Raw genomic sequence first — 23682 nt, forward strand, 5'->3', positions numbered from 1 at the left:
TACAGTGTAAACATTAAATTAAAGATGTAATGGAATTAGTAATGACGAACAAGATGTTTTCTTTATCCCTTGCACAACAAGACATTTACTTTGATCAACTCTATCACTCTGAAAGTCCTTTATATAATGTTGGTGGATATATTAATCTCCCTCGAATTAACATTGAAAAATTAATTGAAGCACATAGACAGCTTGTTAATTCGAACGATGCTTTTGGTATTCGAATTGTTGAATGTAAGGAGGGAGTAAACCAATTTATATGCGAAGATCGAATGGATTCATTATCTATTATTGATTTCTCTAGTGACTCTACCCCGTTAACTGCAGCTGAAGCTTGGACCAAAAAACTTTTTGAAACTCCAATTGCTATGATGAATAATCAGCTTTGTTATGCCTATTTGGTAAAAATTAGCAATAATTCATTTTGGTATGTAGGTATTGCCCATCATATTTCTATTGATGGTTGGGGATTTTTAAATTGGTCTGAAAGTTTGGCTAAGCTTTACAATAATATTCCAGTAACCTGTAATAATGATAGTTGGAATCAGATCCTTTTAGATGAGCAACACTATTTAAATAATAAAAAATATTCTGATGATAAAAAATATTGGTTGGATTACTGCTCTGAAATGCCTAACAAATTACTTTCAGCCAATTATTTACGATACTTCAAGGAAAATAAAACAATTCCTAGTCGTCGACACACTGTCAATCTTTCTAGCGCCACATTTAGTGTTTTGGAGAATTTAGCCAATGACCTAAAGGTTGGAGTACCCAATGTTTTCTTAGGTGTATTAGCGAGTTATTTTTCGATTGCCTATGAGCAGGAAAAAATGGTTTTTGGTATTCCTTCACATGGCCGAAGAAACCGAATTCAAAAAAAAATGATAGGCGTTTTCACCAGTGTGAGCCCTATGATTTTAAATATAGATAGTAATAAATCAACTCAAGAAATCATAACGAATATTACAAAACAACAGAAGATCAATTATCGTCACCAACGATTTTCCATGGGTGAAATCATGCGAGAACTACCTTTTAGGGGCAGTTCTGAAACCATGTATGATGTTTTATTCAATTACTTGAAATTCGATTATTGTGATTTAATGTTTGATGAAAATGAAGCAAGCCTCTTTTACTTGAGTCATAATCATCAGCAGACTCCCCTCTCAATCATCGTATGGGAAGGAGATAATAATGAAGTAGCGCTTCATCTGGACTATAATTTAGCCTACTTTTCTGAAAAAGAAATGCTGTTACTAGCGAACAGGATAGAATTTTTATTAGAGTCATTAGGAAATAATTTAACTACCCCGTTACGGGGTATAAGCATATTACCAGAAACAGAACGTCATAAATTATTGATAGAATGGAATAACACTAATACGCAGCGCTCTCATAGCACCATTCATAGATTGTTCGAGATGCAAGCAGCTTGTATACCAGACACCGTGGCCTTGGTGTATAAAGATCAACAACTTAGTTATGATGAACTCAATGGACGTGCTAATCAATTGGCATATTATCTGACGTGCTGCGGTGTAGGTCCTGAAATGTTGGTGGGACTCTATGTAACACGTAGCATAGAGATGATAATCGGGATACTGGGTATTCTGAAGGCGGGCGGTGCCTATGTACCGATTGATCCTAACTATCCTTCAGAACGCATTGCTTTTATGATTAATGATTCAAAACCGATGGTATTACTTTCACAGCACCATCTAAAACCTATACTTGATGCATGCGAATTTAAGATTGAAACATTCTTTTTGGATTCAGATTGGAGTAAAATCGAGCGGCTCAGCACAGAAAATCTAAAGCACAGCACAGATCCTGCTAATTTGGCGTATGTCATTTATACCTCGGGTTCTACAGGCAAACCAAAGGGAGCCTGCATCACGCATCAAGCTGCTATAAATTTAAAAACGGCTTTAGTAAATCAAATATACAAAAATGTTGATGACGTAGTTGGATTGAGGATTGGCCTAAATGCATCCATCTCTTTCGATGCCTCAGTTCAGCAATGGCTCTTGTTGCTGCAAGGCGCCTCTCTATATCTGATTCCTGAGTATATTCGCAACGATCCGGATTTGTTAACCTCGACACTTAGCGCTTGGCAATTAGATGTTCTCGACTGTACGCCATCGCAGCTCCCGCTTCTGCTTTCATCGGAGCACCCTGTCGGATTGGCCAAGATTTTTCTCGTTGGAGGCGAGGCTATCAATCATCAATTATGGAAAACAATGCAGCAACGATTCGGGCAAAGTTTCTACAATGTCTACGGTCTAACCGAAACAACGGTTGATTCCCTCTTTTGCAATATTCAAACTGCGGGCGATACTCCTGTGTTAGGACATCCGATCGATAACGTACAAGTATATCTTCTTGATACGGATCTAAACCCTGTTCCTATCGGCGTTGCTGGCGAAATCTACATCGGCGGCGCTGGATTGGCCCGAGCTTACTTAGGCCGGCCCGAACTCAGTGCAGAAAAATTTATTCCGAACCCATTCAGCAGCGAGCGTGGCGATCGCATGTTCAAATCTGGTGATGAGGCACGCTACCTGCCGGACGGAAATATAGAATATCTAGGACGGAATGACTCTCAAGTTAAGATCCGTGGCTTCCGCATAGAGTTAGGAGAGATTGAAGCTGCGCTGATGACTTTACCTGATGTAAGTGAAGCGGTGGTTGTTGTTAGAGAAAATAGTCCTGAGGACAAGCGCTTGGTAAGTTATTTGGTAATGAATCAAGAGAAGGTTTTACCAGATCATAAAAAGCTGCGTAATCTATTACTGCAATTCCTTCCCGAATATATGGTGCCGGCGTATTTCTTAACGGTGCCTGCCCTACCATTAACTCCAAATAATAAAATCGACAGGAATGCTTTACCTGATCCTTGTATGCTGCTCAATAAGTCCAGTGACGCCGATTTATATACGGAAACTGAGACAGTCTTAGCAAATATCTGGACAGAAGTCCTGAAACTCGATGGAATCGGCAGACAAGATAACTTCTTCGAGCTTGGTGGTCACTCGTTATTGACTACTCAAGTAGCCGCGCGTGTTAATGAATTTTTTGGTGTAGAATTACAGATTCGCTCTTTTTTTGAGCACCCACTATTGGCAGATTTAGCCTCGTTAATAGATGCAGTCCAGCAGGAGCTTTGCTTATCGAATGCTCCATCATTAGTTGCGCAGGCTCGTCCTCCGCGCTTGCCCTTATCATATGCACAAGAACGCTTGTGGCTGTTAGAGCAAATCGAAGCAATGGGATCGACCTACAATATTTCTGGGGCAATACGCCTTATTGGTCTATTCGATTATCATGCATTCGAACAGACTATAACGGAAATTGTACGTCGTCACGATTCTCTGCGCACAAGATTTGTCGCGGATGATGAAACTGTCGAACAAATAATCGCCGCACCAGGTGAATTTACAATACATCATATTAACTTATCAGACCTACCGGACAAATTTCGTGCTGAAGAGGCAAATCACACATTAAACGCTGAGGCATCACACATTTTTAATCTGTCAGCCGGCTCCCTATTTCGAGTTACAGTGATACAACTTTCACCTGAAGAACATATTGTAGCCATTGTGATGCACCATCTCGTCTCGGATGGTTGGTCGTTAGGTGTACTAACTCGTGAACTCGGCGCTTTATATACGTCTTACTCCCAAGGATTGGATTCTCCGCTTCAAGAATTGGCAGTACAGTACACCGATTATGCTTTATGGCAGCGCCAGTGGCTACAAGGTGATGTACTTAAACGTCAAATTAGTTACTGGAAGGATAAATTAAACGGCATCCCTCTTGGCCTAGATCTCCCGCTTGATCGGCCTCGCCCTGCAGTACAAAGCTTCCGTGGAGCGAGCGTGAACTTCACTTTGCCAAAACTATTGACTCAGCAAATGGCGACTTTGGCGCATGCAGAAAATGCGACATTATTCATGGTACTGCTCACCTGCTTCCAACATCTGCTATCTCGTTGGACCGCCCAAAAAGATATTGTTCTTGGTACTCCAGTAGCAGGACGCAGAGAACGCCAAACCGAAGGGTTAATAGGATTCTTTGTTAACATTTTAGTGTTGCGCACTGATGTATCCGGTACCCCAAGCATGCGACAGTTACTTGCACGCACCAAGGAGACTGCGTTACAAGCATACAGTCATCAGGATCTACCTTTTGAAAGACTGGTCGAAGAAATTAATCCCGTACGAGACCTTTCCCGACCTCCAATTTTTCAAGTGATGATCAATTCAATTCCAGCAAATGATAGACCAGAAACATTGCAGCTTCCAAATTTGAAGGTCGAGACACTTTCAGCTGGTGAAGTCAAGGCTCGTTATGAGCTAATGTTGCGAGTAAGAGAAGACAGTGACTCTATTACCTGCTCTTTAGAGTACGCTACTGACTTGTTTGATGCTTCCACCATTGAAAGATTAGCCGAGCACTACCGTACATTACTAGAGCAAGCTGTATCATCACCTGATAGCCCATTGTGTGATTTTTCATTGTTAAGCGAGAAAGAACGGCACTTAATTTTGGAGGAATGGAATACTAAATTTCCGGCTTTCGAGTCTCTATGCGTGCATCAAATGTTTCGCTCTCAAGTCGAATGTGATCCAATGAGAATAGCAATTGAGTTCCGCGATGAAAGTATAAACTATAATACTCTGGATAAGTGGTCAGATTGGTTGGCAGCTCATCTAAGTGCTGAAGGAAGTGTTCCTGGAGTGATTGTTAGCTTGGTTATGCACCCTTCTACAGCAACTCTTGCGGCCTTGTTAGGTATCCTAAAAACTGGTGCCAGTTGTTTGCCGATCGAAGCTGACTATCCTAAAGCACGTATATTAGAATTGCTATCGGAAAGTGGTTCATCTTTGGTAGTTGGTATTCAGGGGTTTGGAAAGGATTTAGCGAACTTAAACTACTCTATCATTGAATTGGATGAGCAGATAGATACAGTGGCTATCTTCTCCTCTGAATCTATTGATACGCTGGTGAGCATGGATGATATCGCTTTTCTATTTCCAGAATGGGATGCTAGTAGCAGACTCAAATTTATTTCTATAACACACCGAGGCATATCACATCGATTGATGAAAATGGCTGATTGCGTAAAGGATAAAATGCATAGATATGCTCAGCCCTTCGAGCCATCGGCGCGAGATGTGCTGCTGCCGTTGATGGTAGGTGGATACATACAGATGCTTGCCGGAACCGAATACGCTCAGAAAGAAGAAATCACTCATTACGGTATATCTCGATACAAAGAAGCTCTACCAGGTCTGTTACCGACAAAAGCTCCTGCACTTGGACGTCCAGTTCCCGGGGTACTCACCTATATTCTTGATGAACGATTAGCGCTAGTACCACCAAACGTGATTGGTGAACTTTACATTAGTGGAGACCCGTGGATTCTTGGCTATGTAGGACATTCCCACCTTACAGCAGAAGATTTTCTTCCGTCCCCCTTCATGGCTGGACAACGTTTATTCCGAACCAAAGAACACGCTCGTTGGCGTTCTAATGGACAGATCGAGTTCATTGGTAGAACGAAACAAGCTTTGATCAATGGGCGATATATTGATTTTAGAGAAATTGAATCTGCGTTGAAGGCTAATTCAGTAGTAAGCGAGGCTTTAGTGGTAGCATACGAAGATTCTAAGCATCAGATTCAATTAATAGGGTATATATCGCTGCATCCTCACTTTTCTGAAAACACCAATGAAATCAACTGGCATGAAGAGTTATCAATAATACTTCCGGCTCACAAGTTGCCAAGTAAGATTATAAGTGTAGAGCAGCTACCGAAGTTAGCAAGAGGAGAAATTGACTGGGATGAATTGCCGCCCCCAGAAAGTCACTGCATCACATATGTTGCCCCAGAAACACAGCTAGAGAGAGAAATTGCGGCCATTTGGATTGAATTTCTGAGAATTGAAAAAGTCAGTATGGAAGATAATTTCTTCAATTTAGGGGGGCATTCACTTTTAGCCATGTTGTTAATGGCCCGTCTTCGCCAAGACTATGGCGTTGACTTCTCAATTCGTACGTTGTTTGAATCTAAGACTCTAAGAGATTTTGTTGAGCTTGTCATGCAAGCACAACAATTGAATAACAACATCTTTTCTTCGGAAAGGGAAAGCATGTTTGATGACGAAGTGGGGATTCTTTAGCCCATTTAAAAGATGCTAGAAATCAATTTTTGGCAATGCTTTTTTAAGGAGATTTAATAATGAATGAACTTCAATCCGCAAGCCCGTCAGTGTCTCTGCACGTTGACGCCCGGATTTATAAAGGTAGAATTTTAACCGATCGACTGATGGACCGAGTCAGTTTACCCCAGGTACTAGAAGGGCTGAAGTCTAGCAAGACAATGCCCGCCTTAACTTGGTATGACGGGGATAAAAAATCCCAACATTATTCCTACGGTGAACTGTTGTTACAGATCAAGCGACTTGCGCATTGGTTTGTTGTAAGACATGGAGTCACCTCTGAAGATCGTGTGGTTGTCATTTCTAAAAATTCTCCTGAGGCATTCATCACCCACTTATCGTTAATGTCTATCGGTGCTATAACTGTGCCTGTCAGCAATACTGAATCACTTCGTGTGCTGCAGGTAATAATTGATAAAGTACGCCCTCAAATTCTGGTGACAGGTTCAGGGGTAGCACCTGAACTCTTGAACGCAAAGAAAATAGCTGTACATTCTTTGCCAAGCTTGCCCTTAGTAGCGATCACCGATGAAGATAAATTTATTTGGCCGAATCAATATGTGTCACCAGATGATCCTGCGGTAATTCTGTTCACTTCAGGCACGACATCAACTCCTAAAGGGGCCTGTCTAAGTCACTATAATCTACTGGTAAATGCAGAAGGATTAACAAGAACACATCAACTGACTAAGCTTCGAGTTCATATGTGTGTCCTCCCACTTTTCCATGCTAATGCTTTTGGGTTTTCAATGATTGCTTCTCTTTATGCCGGCAATCATGTGGTGTTATGTGCGGGATTACCTGGCTCGGCAATCTGGTCAATCTTAGATGAACAGAACGTGAATATTATTTCACTGGTGCCTGAAATGATTCGGGTTCTTTCCGCTATTTCAGTATCAAGAAAATCTTTACCCGAACTCCAATATGCCGTATCAGCAGCTGCTCCTCTATCTAACGCTGTAGCACGTGAGTTTATGGCTAACACAGGTATTGATATCCATCAAGGATATGGCTTAAGTGAATGTGTAAATTTTGCAGCAACTATTCCTTGGAGCGTTTCAGGAACGGACCTACAACGCACAATTGAGGGTTGGAAAGTTCCAAGCATCGGCCCAGAATTGTTTGGATGTGAAATGAATATATTGCGCGGGAACGGAACACTGGCCTCGGAAGAAGAAGAAGGGGAAATAGTAATTTCTGGTCATACAACAATGTTAGGTTACTGGGATGAGGTAGCTGCTACACAAATGGCTCTCGAGGGTGGTGGCTTACGTACAGGAGATTTGGGATTTTTCACTACGATAGATGGCAATCGATATTTCTTTGTAACTGGCCGCAAAAAAGAAATTATCATACGTTATGGGGAAAATCTATCCCCTCAAGCAATCGAAGCTGAGCTCGAAGCTCTGCGCGGTCTTTGTCGATTTGGCATCACGGGATTCCCTAACGATTTAGCTGGAGAAGAAATTGGCTTGTATGTATGTGCACAACGCACTCTTGCCAATGAAGAAAAGGTGTTGAAAATAGTTCGTGCTTGCACAACACGCTACCGACCACGAGTAATTATGTTTGGAAATGAGCCTATTCCGGCAACTCCAACAGGTAAAATTAAGCGTAGCTTACTAGCGCAGCGCTTCCAAATCGATAGAAAAGCATTCTTTGGTGATGATCCTGTATTGGAATCGGCTAAAGCTGAAAATGCTCAACTCGTCAATTGTGATTAATCAATTTAAAGAGGAAAAACTGTGAAAAAAAATGAAAGCTTTATACCTTACCCATTATCGCACGGCATGCTATCGAATATGGAATCCGACACTTTCCCGACTCAACTATGGGGATGCTCGCACGATTTGTTGCAACTGCCAGAAAACGCGACGCATTTCGGGTATGTTTACGATGGAACTTTGACAATCAACCACTATTCAGGTGAGTTCAAATTAAAAAAGGGGATGTATTTTTCGGCTCCAGGAATAACAGAAATAGATGGTGACGGCGAAGGTATTGTAATCTCTCGTTTGGGTTATGAAGGCTTTTTTAATATAGGGGGTCCAGTCGAAGATCAAGGTCGCCTGAACTATATTGACGGATGCACAGACTCGTTGTTAATTCCTCCTATTCTAATGGGTGATGGCTGCTTAAACATGCTATATTTCCCTACTGGCATTGACCAAACGATCCATACTCATCCTTCTATGAGAGTTGGTATAGTAATTCGCGGTCAAGGCGAATGTATCACTCCTGCTGGAATTATTCCGTTGCTTCCAGGTTGTGTCTTTGTTATCCCAACTGATGGTGAACACGGCTTCCGTACAAAAAATTCGGAAATGGCTGTCATTGCTTACCATCCAGATAGTGACTTTGGTCCAACTCACGAGTTCCATCCAATGATAAATCGAACTATTGTAAATGGTGTCTCAGCCAACAAGATTGAACAAATATGGACCCAGAGATAGTATCCAAATTCGTGTCAAAACTTATGAGTTTAGACAGCATTTAGCATTATATCTTAAAACGTAGAAAGAAAAGGCTGTAGATTTAAGCGATAGTTATTATTAAGATTATCGCTATAAAAATAGGTGCTCCGTAATAACTTAATTTTCCTTCTTTATTAATAAAACTTATTTCTTTAATATTTTCGATAAGTCTCTGAGCAAATCTTTGTTTTTTTCCTTTCCAAATAGACATTTCTATAGTCAATCAGGCAAGAAATTTAGTTTGAAATGGAACAGCCATACAAAATATTTCATTGTCCTAGGAGACAGCTTTTGTAGCCAAAGACATTGATGACTGAATAAGTGTACTAATCCGTGAAATAACTTCTACTAATGATCTCTGCTCTAGTTCATTTTTTCTCAAAAAGGCTTTCCACATTGACTCCCTGCTTGGATCGTTAGCAAACTCATCAGTCAGACCAATGGGCAGTGCCTCAGGAAGAATCATTCCTCGACGGGTAAATGTAGCTTGTATAGCTTCGGCTAATATTTGATTATCTATCTGCTCATTATTTAATAATACATAAAGATCCAAGTAGTCTTTTAATCGACTATTCGCCATGCCCAATAATGCAATTGCGTGCAGCTTTTCTGCAATTACCGTATAAATTGGATAAGTACGGATTTTAGGGGCAGGAAGATCACTAAGAAGTACGGGATAATGAGCATCTATTGGCCCAGGGGTAACTGCATCACCATAGCCTATATCAATTTGTATTTTAATCTTTGCTTTCGCCAATTCCCCAAATAACTCAACTCTTGCTCCAGTATAACCTCCATCTTTTTTGATAGTGTCAACCGTCACTGATTCAGACAGGAAACTTATTCCATCATCTGCAGAGATTCTGCAAATTTTACTGAACGTTTGTTTAATATACGCTAGATCATTATCACCAAATCCCAATAAATCAATATCTTTAGTTGGGCGATGAGGCATGTCATACCAGAGGTTAAATAGTAAGGCACCTTTCAACAAAAACTGTTTAGAATATTCTGATTCTCCAATTCGATATAACAAACGCTCTAGACCATAACGAGTCAATACCGCATTAAAATCAGAACCTTCTTTAACAGCTATATTCTTTAAACGTGAGCGTACAGACTCACCAATATTTTTTGTCATTGAATTGCCTCAATATAAGGACGCATTACGTTTGCAACGCGACAAATTTTCGCATAATGCCATAGTTCATCAACTGTGACTTGATTTTTTGTATAAGCCTCTTTGAGCGCTTCAATGGCCACATCAAGTCCAATTTTATTGCGATGTTTGAAACAATCTGCAATTGTCTTAGCACGGTTATACACCCTTAGTTTAATATTATCTGATTCTATAATTTCAATTCCTTCACTAAAGGCTTCATCGGAATATTGCACCATTTTTAGCGGGGGATAATCCATTTTTGGCACATGACTCCCTTTTGGCATAGCTATCCATACTTTTCGAGGTAGCTGTGTTGTTAGATCATGAATCTGCAAAGCAGTTAGCAGGCAAAACACTGCTTGAGGTACTCGGCTTGCTATAATAATCAGGCTTTCTTTTTCTGAAAGCTCAGTCTCTGGCAAGCAATAGAGCCCAGAAGCGAGTTTTTCAAGTTTGTTTTCGCTAACAAGCCTTGAAATGGTCGCTCTAGTGATCCCCTCTTTGGTTAGATCGGACATTCTAATGACACCAGTTTTGCTAGCCATCTGGAGTACTTTTTGTTTATAGCTGTCTTCTGTTTTCATATTTAAATTATGATACATTATTTCGTTACTTACAAATAAATAACGAATATTTGTATCAAATGACTTACATTTCATCTTATCCCTCATTACGTCTCAAATAGTCATTTTTATGAAAACCAAATGGCCTTTCCGGTAAAATGCCAATAAAGTTGCTAAAATATACTTGCGTGAGATTTGCGTGTTTGAGTACGACACTGTTATACTCTGTACGACATTTGTAGTGGTATCTCGCGACATATTATTACTTTAAAATCAACGAGTTAATTTTAAGGCTGGGGGCTCATAATCCGTTGGTCCTAGGTTCAAATCCTAGTGGGCCCACCAATTAAAACCTTTAAAATCAATAAGTTGCAATCGACTATCCCAACCCCTCAAAAACCATTGTGGGGATTTTGTGGGGCTCAGTAGACACAAACCATAAACTAACTACCTTACGACCTTGAGATGTATCTTTTTCTTTTCTATTATTTGGATTACGAAGCAATGTGAGAACCACCCCACTTTGCTGCTTTTCGCAAATACAACGAACAACTCGATTATAATTTACTTGTATGTAAACAGGATTGTTTCCTGTCACCTTGACTATTGAATAGCCAGGCAAATTTAGGATAATATCTTTTTTCGGCACTTTAATCCTCTTTTGATTGCGGAATCAATGAGTTAGATTACTATAATCCGATTAAAGTGCCCCTACATTTGGGGGAGAGCCAATTTATTTTTTTATACAACTGATTGTATTTTATTTATTCTTATGTAGAATAAATTTGCTTTTTGTAAAAATAATTACAATTGACAATTTAATCTAATAATCACAAGTAGAGGTGGCTATGCCAGAAGTTTTGAAGAGCCTTGCGTACCAAAAGATCGAACATGAAATTAATCATTTTTTTGATCTAATCCATGATAAATATAAAAAATATGGGCATAAAAAGAAAGGGACAAAGGACATCATTTCTTCACAAATTAGTCAATTTTTAGATGAGTTAAGCAATTCAATCTTAGCCCAATCACGTTTAGTATTTACGAATATTCCAAGTAAGGAAATTATTAATTTTAAATCCGTAGACTCCAGGAAGCCAGGTGACAGTTTTCAAAATATTGATGAAGCCGCTAAGTATTTTAATAATCTGTCTAGTCTGATTTATTTTTCTGTGATGCAGCATGAGAATCCTACTCAAAGAGTGTTTTTCTATGACATGTACATCCAGTTAATGAATTTTTGTTACCTTAAAGGGGACTTATTGGGGGCTGGTGCAATATATACTGGATTAATATCAAATAATCTTTCCAATGTTATTGACCGGAAGCAGTTGAGCCGTGAGAGTCGCTTGATTTGGGAAGAGCGTGAAGTATCCTTTAATCGATTATTCAACGTGGGAACTTCATACAATGAACAAAATAATTTGAGGAAAAAATTTAAGACTATTACTCCTGTATTACCACTACTCCTCAGTATTCAAACTCAAAGTAAAGAGCACTACGATGGATTTGTAAATAGCTATAATGAAATCCAGGATCGATTGCATGCATTGGATAGACAAAATAATATAATGCTTAATGGTATGCAGAGTAATGAATATTTTTCCTGGTCTAAACCTTATTATGATTACATGAAGAATGTCTATCTTCCTCAATCTATAGCTGAATATACTACCCTCTTCAAAGAGTATAGGGAACTTATCTCAGAACATGGGGGCCCCATTGCGAAGCAATTTCATGATGATGCAACATCAAAACCCCTGGTAACTTTTGTTGAGGTTACGTTATCAGAAAATAAAACAATTGTTGAATCATCTCCTTTACCAAATACAAGTATAGCGGAAATGCTTGAAGAGATTGATGATATAAAGAGAGCATATACAAAACCAGCATTGTTTGATGATATATCCTGGAATTTAATGAAAATTAATAGTGCGAAGGTAAAAGCGAAACCTATTGGTGATTCTACTTCCATGATTTTCAATAAGATTGAAACTCCTGAGATTGAAGAAAGGATAGACGAAAATCAACAAGATACAGTTGTTTCTAAGGATTTGCCTTTAGAAGAACAATATCGGTTTCACCATACGGGAGCCAAACTCATGCTTGAGCTTGCAGGAGCTATAGAGAGGCATAAACCTAAAAATACTGATATAAATCCAATAGTTGGGAGAAGTTGTAGCTTCTTTAGCAGTAAAAACATGAAAAAACAAAAAGAAGGCTACAGCTATGATACAGTGGGTGTAGATGAGCATGATTCCGATAAGGAATTTATACAAGTTGAGCCGAATATGGTTTTTTAATCTGGAGAGCTTAGGGAGCAAGTCTATTTATATTTATAATGTTATTTAAATTTGGATACTCAGTTTTTATGTACATAATTCTAGCTATCCCATTAGATTTATCGTTTAATATCCTGATTATTGCAGGATCGATTTGGAGTTTTTTTCATTTCTAGACCGCAAAGTATAGAGTTTGAGAATGCTTATTATCTATGAAAATAAAAGCCATTATAAATAGACTTGCCCCCTAAGTTACACCTACCTTTTTCTTTGCCAATATGCTTTAATCGTGCTTTTAATGCTTGTTCATTCATGTTGTCACCGTCAAAATATAAGGATCAAGATTAAGTCCAAATTGTCTTGTATATTGCTGAAGCTTTTTGATATTCACTTTTTGGGAAGCTCTACCACTCACGGCTGCTTTAAGAGCTTTAATGGCTATTTCTTTACTGTGATAGCGAAAAGCGTCTATTATCCTTCTCTCTCAAAAATAGCAACCGTTTTCTGCCCTATTGTGTACATTGTTTTACCTGTTTCCATATCGCGCATTCTAACAGCGCGAGAATGCTCTCTCTTAGGGGCTGTCGTAGAACGGCTATCCAATATTCTCTAGGCATTTCATCCCTCAGCTAGCGTAGCCCGGATGCAGGCGCAGCCGTAATCCGGGATATTAGGCTTGGAACATCCCGGGTTTCGTTTCACTTCACCCGGGCTACGCTTGCTGTTATACTTCGTACGACAATTGTAGTGGTTTCCTGCGATTAAAATTATAATAAAATCAATTACTTATTTTGGAATTGACGGGCTCATAATCCGTTGGCCCTTGGTTCAAATCCTAGTGGGCCCACCAATAAAATCAAGTAGTTACGAATAGTTCAGAAAAATCAAAGACCTCTGAGGGGCACTGATGGGGCGATTAAAATCGTACATTTCAAGGCCGAATCACACTTAATGTTTCCTTAATTCTTTTTTATGTATAATTCACGAACAATAAAGCTCATCAGTTATGAGAAACTATTATGCCCAAATATACAAATACTTACGGTAAAATTAACTTAGATGATTATAAGAAAGTTAAAGAGATCACCACTGGTAAGACGAATCAAGTCTCTTTATGGGAGCATAAACAAGACAGTAATTTGAAAATTGTAATTAAAATGCCAAATGGTGCTAATTCTGATCTCGTTCAACATAATATTCGTTCTATTAATGCCTTCTTTGGGGAAGACTCTGCTTGGCTAATTGAAGGGAAAATTCAAGGCAAAGAAGGATTTGCCATGAAATATTACTATGGTATGTCTCTTTCCTCTCAAGAGGAAGATCAACTAGTCAATAAAAATGATAGTTCCTTAAGAACCATCTCTAAGAATGGACTGTTATTTACTATGTTAGATCCTAACAAGGATAATTTCTTAAAATTGCCTACTGATGAGTTTATTCCTATTGATTTCGATTATATGATTATCCATGATGGAGCTAAACTTTTACCTTACCAAGAAGAGTATTTAAACGGCAGGAAAGGTTTTGCAATCAGAATGGGAGACTGTTCTGATGAAGAAGCAACCCAATATGTTTTAGATAGTTATCCTGCTGCTGCGCCTTATTTATATGAACAATGGGGAAATAAGTATCTCAAAACAGATAAATACAATCAATCTTCTAAGGTCGTAGCCAAACCAGTCATTGATAAACTAACAACCCAACAACTAAGAGTTCCTAGTCCCGCTGAGAAGAACTATAATGAGAACATTGGCTTATTAATGCAAAAGATTTCAGACTTCAAAGACAAGCCAGAATGTCAAAATGCTCTTAATGCAGCTAACATACTTCATGATGCCTTAAAGGCAGAAGGAGAAAAATATTTCTCTGGTGAATTATCAAAGGCAAGGTATGAAGAATTCAAAGAAAATTGCGAAGGCTTTATTAAAACAGCAAGACTTGAACTTGATCAACATAAAGGATTTACAAAAATTCTTCTTAATATTCTAGCAATTGTTATATCAGCCGGAATAGGTTATGCACTTGCAGCGGGTATTAATATTGCTTTGAACAGAGGTAAATTTACTTTCTTCTCTACAGATAGCTCCATAAAAATTAATAGCATCGAAGAAAGTATTAACCAGGTAGCCCCTGCGGCATAAAGGTCGAAGAAAAAAGTTGTTGCAGATCCTCTGGAAGGATTGCAGCTATTTTGGCTAAAACGTTTGTTGCAGCAGGTTCTAATTTTTTATCCGTTCTGCGTGCTACCCGCCGTGAACCAAGGATCAATGCTTCAATTTCTTCCTCAGAAAACATCAACGGAGGCAACATAAATCAGGGGCGGAGTACATAACCAACACCAGGTTCACCTTCGATTGAAGCTCCATGTACATGTAAGGTAGTTATGTCCGATAAAGAGTCCGTAAACTTACACGAAGTTCCGAGGCCAAATGCTTTCCACTAACAAGGTGTCGAAGGTGTTAGTTATCCCTAAGAGTCCCTTTATAAGGGACGTGCCTGGATATCACTATCGGGACTCTCTTCTACAAGTTTTTGTTGTTGGTTAGTAGCCGAATGAATTGCTGTCATCCATCCAGCCACTCCCTGAACGAGTAAACCCTCATGGTTTTTGGGGATGGAGGAAACCAACTCTACATTCAGACCGGTATTAGCCAAGATATAACACATTAGATGACAGGCAACACTGCGAATACCATAATCGTCATTTAGTTTGCCTTTCACTGAATCAGCAAGGTTTGCCAGCGTTTCTTTATCCATAAAAGGAGCTAGTCCTCTTAAGCAGTTTAATGCCGCTCTACAAGTATCTGGGTCATCCAGTTTGTTTTTCACGGCGTCAATAGTGTTTTCCAACATTTTTTTATCCATTCTGTGGGCCAGTGCTACTAAACAGTTCAATGCCTCACTACAGACATATTTATCTTGGTCATTTAGTTTGTTTTTCACTGAGTCGACACTATTTTCAAATGTTGTTTTATCCATTTCCGGGGCTACAGTTGCTAAAAATTTTAATGCCGTAGTACGCTCATAAGATTTTTTGTGATCCAGTCCATTGATAGCTAGGTTAATAAGAGATACCAACCTATCTTTTTCCATCATAGGGGCTAGCGTTGCTAAAAAAATGAATGCAAGCGTACGAACATCCGAGGACTTGTCATTCAGTTTGTCTTGCACTGAGTCAATAAGGGGTAGTAGGCTCTCTTTATCCATTCCTGCCGCAAGCGCTGATATACACTCTGATGCCGCGACAAAAACTCTTCTACTCTCATCATCCAGCTTGTTTTGTACTAACTTGATAAGGGGAGCTAGCTTCTCTTTTTCCATTCTGGGCGCAAGCGCTTTTAAAAAGTTTACGGCCGTACAACGAACACTCTCATGTTCGTCATCCAGTCTGTCTTTCATTGAGTCAATAAGGGACTCCAGCGTATCTTTTTCCATTCCAGATGCCAGTTCTTTTAAACAGTCTAATGCTGCACTACGAACATGAATATCGTCACTATTTAGTCTCTTTGTTACTGGGTCGATAAGGAAAGCCAGCGTTTCCTTATCCACTATAGGAGCTAACACTGCTAAACAGTTTAATGCTGCACGTTGAACATCACTGTTAGGGTCATCCAGTTTGTTTTTCATTGACTCTACAAGGGAGAGTAGCCTTTCTTTATCCATTCCAGGGGCAAATGCTACTAAACATTTTGCTGCTGTCGGGTAAACACTCAAGTCAGCCTCATTTAGTTTGTTTATCACTGGTTCGATAATGGATTCCAGTACTTTTTTATCCATAAGAGGGGCTAGCTCTACCAAACAACTTAATGCCTCTCGCGCTACATCCCAAGCATTTTCTCTAAATAACCATTGATCAGAGGCTATCAGTATGTTTTTTACTGAGTCAACAAGGGGAGCCACCATTTCTTTCTCTATTTTAGGGGCTAATCTTGCTAAATATTTTAATGACGTTGTGGGTTTTTCATTTTTTGGGTCATCCAGTTGTTTTTTCACCGTGTCAACAAGAGGAGCTAACGTTTTTTCGTCCGCTTTCGATACTACTACTGATAAACATTTATCCATCGCATCAAGATCTCTTTCTTTTTTCATACCCAGTTGTTTTTTCACCGTATCAACAAGGGGAGCCAACGTATTTTTATTTGCTTTTTGCGCTAGCGCTGCTAAAAATCCTAATGCTGCACTACGAACTCTCCCACTTGGGTCATTCAGTTTTTTTTGCAATGTATCGACAATGGTAGCCTGTTCTTCTTGACTCACACCTTCAACCACAAAGTCCTCAAGATAATTCAAATCATCGAACTTCGGTAGAGCTAATATAGTGGTAAGGTCTAATGAAGGCAGCGCAACCTTATTTATCGCGGCAGTCAGTTTTACCCCTTCCATTAGCTGCTTGATGCTTAATTGAGGATTTTCTAATTGAGACGAAAGTTTTCTGCCCAAGTAGGCCAAATGTTCATGATCATCCCCTATTAATAAAGATTGAGAACTGATGAGAATGGTCAATATTTTGACTTGAGTGGGATAAAACTCACTCCCCTTTTTGCTAAATAAAGCAAGCTCTATCGCTCTTTGCTGGCCTCTATTCTTACTCAACCATGCGGAAAAAAAATCTTCCGGAGTATCAAGATGGGTATACAGGTGTTCTAATACCTCCAGTGGTGCTTTTTTGAAAAATTTAGCATATTTTGACATGAGATCCACCCCGCGGACTATATAGTAGAGTACCACTGATAATAAATTATACACTCAAGTCATAAATTAATCAAAATAGCAAGCATTAAGCGACCAGAGTGACATTGACTCCTGTGTGCGTCAGAAAATAATATTTCTTAAGAAATCAATTATGTCATGTTTGTTAAATTTTTTAGGGAGAAGAGAATGAATAATCAAGTTGTGCGGTAGAAATCATGATTTATGCTTAAGCTTTTCCAGATCATCTTTCACCCGGCGAGTCGCTTGGCGACCTTCGCGTATAGTTTCTTGCGAACGATCGAACTCCATAAGACCAATATAGCCAAGCTTCGGTGTGATGAGAACGTCGGGCGGGTCCTCTGCCATGCGCGAATAAGTGATGCGATCCTGCATAATATTAATGGAGCCAGCGATCACATCGAAGAGACCGGGTTCAGAGATTTTCTTTTTACGAAGGGAGGAAATAAATGAATCCAGCCTAATGTTGAAATCAGCCTTTAGCTTGGATGCCCACATAGCGGTGTTTGGATCATGCGTTTCAACATATTCCAATTTCTTTTTGTCATCGTGATTATCAGCTGGTGCATCACTGTGAGGTCGGGAGAAATGTCTGCCAACAAGATCACTATTTAGATTAACGGCAATGACATAATCGGCCCCCATAGCGCGCGCTAATGAAATAGGTACAGGATTCACTAGGCCCCCATCCAGCATAATATCGTGTTTTAAAGCAAAAGGTGCAAAAATTCCAGGAAGAGCCATGGAGGCTCGCACCGCGTCGAGTAAGGAACCATCGCGCAACCAGTGCTCTTTCCCATTAAAGAGCGATGTTGCAACACACGCAAAGGGAACGTTTAGATCCTCTATATTAGGATTGCCGATTTGTTTTTCAATAGCAATCATCAGAGGTTTCCCCTGGATAAAACCGCCACCAGCCATGCGGACATCTAATAATTTTAGAATATCAACACGTCTAAGCGTGAAAATCCATTCCTCAAATTCGTCGAGGTGACCTGATGCATAAGCGCCCCCGACCACAGCACCTATGGATGAGCCTGTAACCAGATCCGGTTTTATGCCCATGTTTGCCAATTCGCGAATAACACCTATGTGTGCCCAGCCACGTGCTGACCCACTGCCCAATACTAGTCCTATTTTGGGTCTTGCCATATCCGTCTCCTACTTTGGCATGCATAAACCTATGAAAAAAATAATTGCTAAGCTTATGGTAAACTTTCTTCTTATGCCATCAAAGCCAGTGTTTTACGGAAACGCGTCATGGATACTGAAAATAAAACCGTTCCAATCAATGTCAAAGCAAGGAACTGTGGCCATACAATCATTAAACCGGCACCTCGAAATAATATTGCTTGTGCGAGCATAACAAAATGTGTATTAGGCGTAGCCAGCATAATATTTTGAATGAACTCTGGCATACTTTCACGCGGTGTTAAACCACCAGAGAGAATCTGCATTGGTATAAGAATTAAAATCACAAGTAGTGCAAATTGAGGCATGGACCGCGCAAAAGTTCCAAGAAAGATACCTAAAGAAGTAGTGACAAACAAGAAAAACAATGAACTTACCATGAATAAAAAAAGGGAACCATCAATAGGCATAGAAATGAGAAGTCGAATGATCAACTCTATTGAAAAAAAGCTGCAGATGATTACCACGAGCGTCATAGCCCATATTTTACTTGCCATAATTTCGAAAGGAGTGACCGGCATCACCAGCAAATGCTCGACAGTCCCATGTTCCCTTTCCCGAATCAATGCTGCTCCTGTTAGGATAATCGAAAGTATGGTGATGTCATTGATGAGCTCCATCACCGCACCGAACCAACTTTCCTTCAATTCGGGATTGAACATTATCCTAAAAGGAACGTCTATTGCTAGCGGTTTATTCGAGCGATGACCTTGCATAAAAGCATTGACCTCACCCATAATAATTTGTTGGATATCTTCATTGCCGGTTAAGGCTTGGGAAATCCTTGTTGCATCGATGTATAATTGGATAGCCGGTTTTTTTCTTGCACGCACATCTTGCTCAAATTTAGATGGAATGATGATCGAAAAAGTATCAAGGCCAGCGTTTATCCTATCATCTATTTTATTAAAGGTGGTTAGAGTAGGTGCTGTAAAATAAGGAGGATAAAATGCGTCAATAATTCTTTTCGACAGCTGAGATTGATCCTCATCTACGATTGAAATAGGGGCATTGTGAAGAGTATCGGGTAAAGACATGGCAGCACTGTAGATACTGATAGTGAAAGCAAATAAAATAAGTCCTATCAAAATCGGATCTCGCAGAAGACTGATTAACTCCTTAATACCAAGATAGTATATATTTCTAATACTCATATTCAACGCTCTTGCTTTCTCAAAAATGCGACACTAAACCCCAACAATATAGGAATCATAGAAAGTAAGGGAATGAACCACATATAAAGATTATTAAAACCAAGTCCTTTAGAAAAAACACCTCGAGTAATAACCAAATAATACGATGTTGGAAATATATATCCTATGAACGCTCCAATTCCCTCTAAAGAAGAAACGGGATCGATCAGTCCGGAGAAATGGATAGTTGGCAAAATAGTCAAAATACTCGTCCCAAAAATAGCCGCGGTTTGGCTTTTGGTAAAGCATGAAAACAAAAGTCCAATAGAAGTTGATACAATAACAAATAGTAACGTGCCAACCAAAAGCGTAAAGAAGTTTCCTTTAATTGGCACATCAAAAACAAGATATGCTAATACAACCATTAGGAAAAAATTTATTATCCCTAAAAATACATAAGGAATTTGTTTGCCGATTAAAAACTCTAGTCGCCTAACGGGTGTGACATAAAGATTAACAATAGAACCAAGCTCCTTTTCTCTCACAACTGAAAGCGCGCTGAGTATTGCTGGAATCAACATCAAGAGAATCCCAAATACTGCTGGCACGATTGCTTTCACACTTTTAATATCTGGATTATAAAGGTAATGTGTTTGAATAGATATTGGCTCCCTGAGCTTATCGATCCCCAATCCCTTCCTTGTTGCATTAGCCAACCAATGCAAGTTCATCCCTAGTACATAGCCCCTGATAATTTCTGCACGTCTTGGCATCGCACCATCAATCCAAGTACCTATGCTGACCGATTTGCCATGCTGTATGTCTCGGGCAAAGTTGGGAGGGATTTCCATAGCCAAGCTAATATCACTGCTGCGCATGCGATGGTCCAAATCCTCATAGTCTTTAATGGGCGAGCGTTTAAAGAAGTAGCGAGAGCCGGAAATATTGTAAATATAGTCTCGGCTAATACCCGTCTGCTCTCTATCCAATACAGCAAAAGAGAGATTTTCCACATCTAAGCTGATTCCATAACCCAATGCCAACATCAAGATAGCGCTTCCTATAATGGACAGTGTTAAACGGATAGGATCCTGAAAAAGTTCCAATGCCTCTCTTCGAAGGTAGCTTATCATTCTCTGCAGGTTGAAAAAACCGGTGCCTTTTTTCAAACTTGGGCCTTTCTGTATGGAATCAACAGAGGTGGATATGGAAAAACTCTTATGAGTATTCATCTCTGTGTCAAGGGCGCCTGCATCCTCAAGGAATTTGATGAAAGTATCCTCCAATGTTTTTGCTTTACACTCTTCTACTAAAGCAGCTGGCGGGCCGCTGGCCAATACCCGTCCTTCATGCATCAAGGAAATTCTATCGCAGCGCTCGGCTTCATTCATAAAATGGGTAGAAATGAAAATAGTGACTTTATCATCTCGAGAAAGTTCGATTATTGTTTGCCAAAACGCATCGCGCGCGATGGGGTCCACGCCCGAAGTCGGTTCGTCTAAAATCAATATCTCCGGACTATGGATCATGGCCACCGCTAAAGACAGCCTTTGGCGAACCCCCATAGGGAGAGATTCCGGAAGGCTATTTCTCTCTACATCAAGCCCAAAACGATGAATGATTTTATCCACTTTTTCATTAACGTGCTCTTCCGCTATACCGAAAAGACGCGCATGCAGGATCAGGTTTTGCTTTACCGTGAGCTCTGAGTAAAGGGAGAATGACTGGGTCATATAGCCAACGCGCTTGCGGGTTTCTATATCATTTGGATCCAGAGTGCGACCAAACAGCTTTGCTTCTCCTTCACTCTGAGGCAAAAGACCTGTCAACATCTTCATTGTGGTTGTCTTCCCGCAACCATTAGATCCTAAAAAACCAAAGATCTCGCCCCGTTCTATCCGGAAGCTCACATGATCGACGGCAGTGAAATCACCGAACCTCATTGTTAAGTTGTGGGCCTCTATGGCAATATCGGAAATACCCTCCTTTTTTCTAGGTACAATAACAACCGGCTCATAATCTTTGAGCTCATCGTCTGGAAGCATGGCGATAAAGGCATCTTCCATCGAGGAGGAACCTTTCCTTTCCAAAAACTCCGCAACCTTTCCTGTAAAAAGAATACGTCCCGCGTTCATGGCTATTAGCCAGTCAAAACGCGCAGCCTCTTCCATATATGCAGTTGCAACTAAAACGCTCATGCCAGAATGCGATGCGCGAATGCTGTCTATAAGTTCCCAAAATTGACGACGAGATAGTGGATCCACTCCCGTAGTTGGTTCATCGAGGATCAATATATCGGGTTCATGAATCAACGCGCAGCAGATTCCTAGCTTTTGCTTCATACCGCCTGAAAGTTTGCCAGCAGGACGGTTTGCAAAAGGAGACAATCCAGTTGCCATCAAAAGGTCGTTGATACGCTGCTTTCGCTCTTCTAAGTTAAGGCCAAATAGACGCCCAAAAAAATCGACATTCTCGAAAACGGATAGGGTCGGATAGAGATTTTTGCCAAGCCCTTGGGGCATATAAGCGATTCTGGGACAGACCATCTCACGATGTCGCGTATCAGACATATCCCCTCCAAAAAGCTCGATCTTGCCCTTCTGGATTTTACGTGCACCGGCAATAAGTGATAAGAGGCTTGACTTTCCGACGCCATCCGAACCTATTATTCCAACGGTACATGCTGATGGAATATCAAGATCAACAGCGTCTAACGCAGTAACATTTCCATAACGCAATGTAACTTCGCGTATCCGCGCAACGGACTGCATTGATGAGGATGAGGCATCGGCTTGAATACTCATTTATTTACCTTAACATAACCGGGCCATGGTTTATTAGGATTAAGGCGTAGATAATCTGGCCATGGTTTTTGGGGATTAAGACGAATATAAGTCATTCCAGGCAATCCTGTTTTGACTAGGGCGATATGCTTTTGAAGAAGCTCTTTAGGAATCCTGGCTTTTATTCGGAACATGAGTTTTTCTCGTTCAGAAGTCGTTTCAACTGTTTTCGGGGTAAATTGAGCAACATCTGAAATGAACGATATGTTTGCGGGAATGACATCTTGCGGTGCCGCATCGAGCACAATCCTCGCCTCTTCCCCAATTGCCACACGTCCTGCATATACTGTAGGAAGAAAGAAAGTCATATAGACATCACTTAGATCCACCAGGTTCAATACAGGAGAACCAGCAGACACTACTTCACCCGGCTGAGCCACTCGGTACTGTACTCGTCCATCGCGTGGAGTTTTTAGCGCGCTGTCGTTTATATCTGCTTGCACGCGCTCGACTGAGCCTTTTGCTGTTGTAACAGCCGCTTCAGCTCCGATAACTTCTCGTTCTGCCGTTACAATAGCTGCTTGGGCAGCTTCAACATGAGCAAAAGAAGCATTTTTTGCGGCAATTGCACTTTCATAAGCGGCCTTATTATCATCAACTTCCTGCTTTGAAGTCGCACCTTCTAAAACAAGCTTAGAAGAGCGCCTCAACCTTTTCTTAGCGACTTCAAATTCAGCCTCTCTTTGTTTTAAAACAGCATCAGCAGAAACCTTTTCATTTTTTGATTGATTCAGCTTGCTTTGGTTTATTGCGACAGCACTTCGCGCCATAAGCAACTGACCTTTAGCTTCTTTGAGCCGCGCATCCAGGACATCGGTCTCCATTTGCACCAAAACCTGTCCGACTTTTACATAATCCCCTTCGTCCACAAAAATGTCCTTAACCTTTCCGGGCATTCGCGGAGCAATATTAATTTCAGTAGCCTCAATTCGACCATTTCCGCTGATAATATTTGCATTTTTACTTGTCAGATAGTTGTACCAAATAATAAAACCCACAATTACGATAACCAATATTCCTAGTATCTTTACCCACGTTTTTTTTTCTATAGTCATTAACCGTTTCTTTATTTCTTCTATAGTCATTATCTTTCC

Annotated in this window: 14 protein-coding genes; 5 read left to right on the forward strand and 9 right to left on the reverse strand. The window is 40.1% G+C overall.

What is annotated here, in order from left to right:
* Nucleotides 1–41 precede the first annotated feature (41 nt).
* From LFA_RS14975 to LFA_RS14985, 3 genes are read left to right on the forward strand one after another with little or no spacing between them, the layout of a single operon-like run.
* Nucleotides 42–6191, forward strand: coding sequence for a non-ribosomal peptide synthetase (locus LFA_RS14975; RefSeq protein WP_045096890.1), 6150 nt, complete (start codon nucleotides 42–44; stop codon nucleotides 6189–6191).
* 59 nt (nucleotides 6192–6250) lie between these two features.
* A complete protein-coding gene (locus tag LFA_RS14980; protein ID WP_045096891.1) occupies nucleotides 6251–7954 on the forward strand; it encodes a class I adenylate-forming enzyme family protein in 1704 nt (567 codons plus the stop codon).
* A 21-nt stretch (nucleotides 7955–7975) separates the two neighbouring features.
* On the forward strand, nucleotides 7976–8683 hold the full coding sequence (locus LFA_RS14985) for a cupin domain-containing protein (RefSeq protein WP_197541193.1): 708 nt from the start codon (nucleotides 7976–7978) through the stop codon (nucleotides 8681–8683).
* A gap of 298 nt (nucleotides 8684–8981) precedes the next feature.
* Here LFA_RS14985 and LFA_RS14990 read toward each other — a convergent pair whose 3' ends face one another.
* The 3 genes from LFA_RS14990 to LFA_RS15000 form a co-directional block, all read right to left on the reverse strand.
* Nucleotides 8982–9845 (reverse strand): nucleotidyl transferase AbiEii/AbiGii toxin family protein, encoded by an 864-nt coding sequence (locus LFA_RS14990; protein WP_045096892.1) that lies wholly within the window; start codon nucleotides 9843–9845, stop codon nucleotides 8982–8984.
* Nucleotides 9842–10525, reverse strand: a complete 684-nt coding sequence (locus tag LFA_RS14995; RefSeq protein ID WP_231865859.1) for a type IV toxin-antitoxin system AbiEi family antitoxin domain-containing protein — start codon at nucleotides 10523–10525, stop codon at nucleotides 9842–9844. The genes LFA_RS14990 and LFA_RS14995 overlap by 4 nt, the downstream gene beginning before the upstream one ends.
* A gap of 283 nt (nucleotides 10526–10808) precedes the next feature.
* The gene (locus LFA_RS15000) at nucleotides 10809–11078 is read right to left on the reverse strand and encodes a hypothetical protein (protein WP_045096893.1); all 270 of its coding nucleotides are present in this window, start codon (nucleotides 11076–11078) and stop codon (nucleotides 10809–10811) included.
* A gap of 199 nt (nucleotides 11079–11277) precedes the next feature.
* Here LFA_RS15000 and LFA_RS15005 point away from each other — a divergent pair, with 199 nt between their 5' ends.
* Entirely contained in the window at nucleotides 11278–12732 is a 1455-nt protein-coding gene (locus LFA_RS15005) for a RasGEF domain-containing protein (RefSeq protein WP_052673996.1), read from the forward strand.
* 998 nt (nucleotides 12733–13730) lie between these two features.
* A complete protein-coding gene (locus LFA_RS15010; RefSeq protein ID WP_045096894.1) occupies nucleotides 13731–14852 on the forward strand; it encodes a hypothetical protein in 1122 nt (373 codons plus the stop codon).
* On the opposite strand, the gene LFA_RS20195 is transcribed toward LFA_RS15010, so the two are convergent.
* From LFA_RS20195 to LFA_RS15040, 6 genes are all read right to left on the reverse strand, one after another.
* A complete protein-coding gene (locus tag LFA_RS20195; RefSeq protein ID WP_197541194.1) occupies nucleotides 14827–15009 on the reverse strand; it encodes a hypothetical protein in 183 nt (60 codons plus the stop codon). The two genes, LFA_RS15010 and LFA_RS20195, sit on opposite strands and share 26 nt — an antisense overlap.
* Nucleotides 15010–15192: 183 nt before the next feature.
* The gene (locus LFA_RS15020; RefSeq protein WP_045096895.1) at nucleotides 15193–17403 is read right to left on the reverse strand and encodes a HEAT repeat domain-containing protein; all 2211 of its coding nucleotides are present in this window, start codon (nucleotides 17401–17403) and stop codon (nucleotides 15193–15195) included.
* Nucleotides 17404–17616: 213 nt separating this feature from the next.
* A complete protein-coding gene (locus LFA_RS15025; RefSeq protein WP_045096896.1) occupies nucleotides 17617–18573 on the reverse strand; it encodes a patatin-like phospholipase family protein in 957 nt (318 codons plus the stop codon).
* A gap of 71 nt (nucleotides 18574–18644) precedes the next feature.
* Nucleotides 18645–19766, reverse strand: a complete 1122-nt coding sequence (locus LFA_RS15030) for an ABC transporter permease (protein ID WP_045096897.1) — start codon at nucleotides 19764–19766, stop codon at nucleotides 18645–18647.
* A 2-nt stretch (nucleotides 19767–19768) separates the two neighbouring features.
* Nucleotides 19769–22549, reverse strand: coding sequence for a ribosome-associated ATPase/putative transporter RbbA (gene rbbA / locus LFA_RS15035; protein ID WP_045096898.1), 2781 nt, complete (start codon nucleotides 22547–22549; stop codon nucleotides 19769–19771).
* A complete protein-coding gene (locus LFA_RS15040) occupies nucleotides 22546–23673 on the reverse strand; it encodes an HlyD family secretion protein (RefSeq protein WP_157010385.1) in 1128 nt (375 codons plus the stop codon). Before LFA_RS15040 ends, rbbA begins: the two co-directional genes overlap by 4 nt.
* Between the last annotated feature and the right edge of the window lie 9 nt (nucleotides 23674–23682).

The organism is Legionella fallonii LLAP-10 (assembly GCF_000953135.1).
Classification (GTDB): Bacteria; Pseudomonadota; Gammaproteobacteria; order Legionellales; family Legionellaceae; genus Legionella; species Legionella fallonii.